General features: G+C 65.7%; 3 protein-coding genes and 1 pseudogene. 1 reads left to right on the top strand and 3 read right to left on the bottom strand.

The window, feature by feature from the left end:
* The 3 genes and pseudogenes from EOA33_RS33765 to hisB form a co-directional block, all read right to left on the bottom strand.
* A pseudogene (locus tag EOA33_RS33765) lies at positions 1–294 on the bottom strand (phosphoribosylformylglycinamidine synthase subunit PurQ); the annotation flags it as partial.
* A 1-nt stretch (position 295) separates the two neighbouring features.
* The gene (locus tag EOA33_RS33760) at positions 296–772 is read right to left on the bottom strand and encodes a DUF2628 domain-containing protein (RefSeq protein ID WP_127407583.1); all 477 of its coding nucleotides are present in this window, start codon (positions 770–772) and stop codon (positions 296–298) included.
* A 3-nt stretch (positions 773–775) separates the two neighbouring features.
* Positions 776–1,375, bottom strand: coding sequence for an imidazoleglycerol-phosphate dehydratase HisB (gene hisB, locus EOA33_RS33755; RefSeq protein WP_127407582.1), 600 nt, complete (start codon positions 1,373–1,375; stop codon positions 776–778).
* Between the two features lie 242 nt (positions 1,376–1,617).
* On the opposite strand from hisB, the gene hslV reads away from it, so the two are divergent.
* A partial coding sequence (hslV, locus tag EOA33_RS33750) for an ATP-dependent protease subunit HslV (protein WP_127407581.1) occupies positions 1,618–2,016 on the top strand: 399 nt, incomplete at its 3' end.

Here is a 2,016-nt window from a genome sequence, read left to right as displayed (position 1 = left end):
CCCGCGTTCCGACATCAGCTGCATGCCGACGCAGATGCCGAGGAACGGCCGTCCCTTGCGAACAGCCACGTCCTCCACCGTTTCCCACATGCCGGCGACAGCCTTGAGGCCGGCCGCGCAGTCGGCATAGGCGCCGACGCCGGGCAGCACGATGCGCTCGGCGGTGCGGACCCGTTCCGCATCGGCGGTGAGCTCGATTGTCGCGGCAATGCCCGCCTCGCGCGCCGCGCGCTCGAAAGCCTTGGTGGCCGAGCGCAGATTGCCCGACCCGTAGTCAATGATCGCGACCCGCATGTCAGGGCCTTCCCGGCGTATGGGTCAGCCCCAGAGCCATGCCGGTCTGCGTCGGCCGTGCCAGATTGGCGTCGGGCACGATGCGCGGGGCGGGCGGCTGCTCGTCTGGCGGCACGTCGGCCTCCAAAGCATGACGCGTCTCGGCGCCGTCCAGCCTGTCGGCTTCGACGACGCCCCATTCGTGCCAGCCGCGGCGGCGTAGCGCCGCGATGCGCAGCCCCTGTCCTTCGAGGCCGATATAGAGCGAGACCAGCAGGGACAGGGCCGAGCCCGCCCAGGCAAGTCCCAGCTTCTCGCCGAGCATCGACAGGATGGCCATGACGACGAAGGTCAGCGCCGCCTCGATCCACAGCCGGTGCCAGGCGAGCCACAGCGGTGAGAATAGGAACCCGAGCCAGGTGAAGCCGTCGCGCACGAAGGTCGTCTCATCGGCCTTTGAGCGGCCCGCCGGCGGCTCCATCACGACATAGAAGGCCATCGCCTACCCCTTCAAAGAACCTTTGGTGGAAGGTACGGCGTCCGGCTGGCGCGGGTCGCGCTCGAGCGCGGAACGAAGCGCCCGCGCCACCGCCTTGAAGCAGGTCTCGGCGATGTGATGGTTGTTGGCGCCGTAGTGATTGGTCACGTGCAGCGTGACGCCCGCGTTCTGCGCCAGCGCCTGGAAGAATTCGCGCACCAGCTCGGTGTCGAACGTGCCGATCTTGGGCGACGAGAAGGTTACGTTCCAGACCAGGAACGGGCGGCCCGAGACGTCGATCGCCGCTCTGGTCAGTGTCTCGTCCATGGCGAGGTCGATCGAGGCATAGCGCATGATGCCGCGCCGCTCGCCGAGCGCCTTGGCCAGCGCCTGGCCGAGCGCGATGCCGGTATCCTCGACCGTGTGGTGGTCGTCGATGTGCAGGTCGCCCTTTGCCTTCACCGTCATGTCGATCAGCGAATGACGCGACAGCTGGTCGAGCATGTGGTCGAAGAAGCCGACGCCCGTCGCAATGTCGAACTTGCCGGTGCCGTCGACATGGACCGACACCGAGATGTCGGTTTCCTTGGTCTTGCGGCTGGCTTCGGCGGAACGCGTCGGCATGATCTATCCTTGTCCAGGAGGTTCATGGCGTGCGGGAGCGCACAGGCCCCAAACGCCCATATGCTTGAAATCGAGAGCCTTCTAGCAGCATGATCCGGCGATTGCCAGTTGCCATTCCCATGGGGTATCGGGCTGGCCGGCATGTCGTTTGCAATCGCCCACCCCATGCATACATATGGCCGATCAAAGTCCCTCGTACCGCGCCAATCGCCTTATTGGGATGGCGCGAATCGGAGCAGAAAATGTCGAATGAACTGACCATGCATGCCACGACGATCGTGACAGTGCGCAAAGGCAGCAAGGTTGTGATCGCCGGCGACGGCCAGGTCAGCCTTGGCCAGACCATCATGAAGGGCAATGCCAAGAAGGTGCGCCGCATCGGCACGGGCGGCAAAGTCATTGCCGGTTTCGCCGGCGCCACCGCAGATGCCTTCACCCTTCTGGAGCGGCTCGAAGCCAAGCTCGAGCAATATCCCGACCAACTGACGCGCGCCTGCGTCGAGCTCGCCAAGGACTGGCGCACCGACCGCTACCTGCGCCGGCTGGAAGCCATGATGCTGGTCGCCGACAAGTCGGTCTCGCTGGCGCTGACCGGCACCGGCGACGTGCTCGAGCCCGAACATGGCGTCATGGCCATCGGC

The organism is Mesorhizobium sp. M4A.F.Ca.ET.050.02.1.1 (assembly GCF_003997725.1).
Taxonomy (GTDB): Bacteria; Pseudomonadota; Alphaproteobacteria; order Rhizobiales; family Rhizobiaceae; genus Mesorhizobium.
The sequence above is the reverse complement of the archived record's forward strand: the minus strand, read 5'-3'. Positions and strand labels throughout refer to the sequence as shown.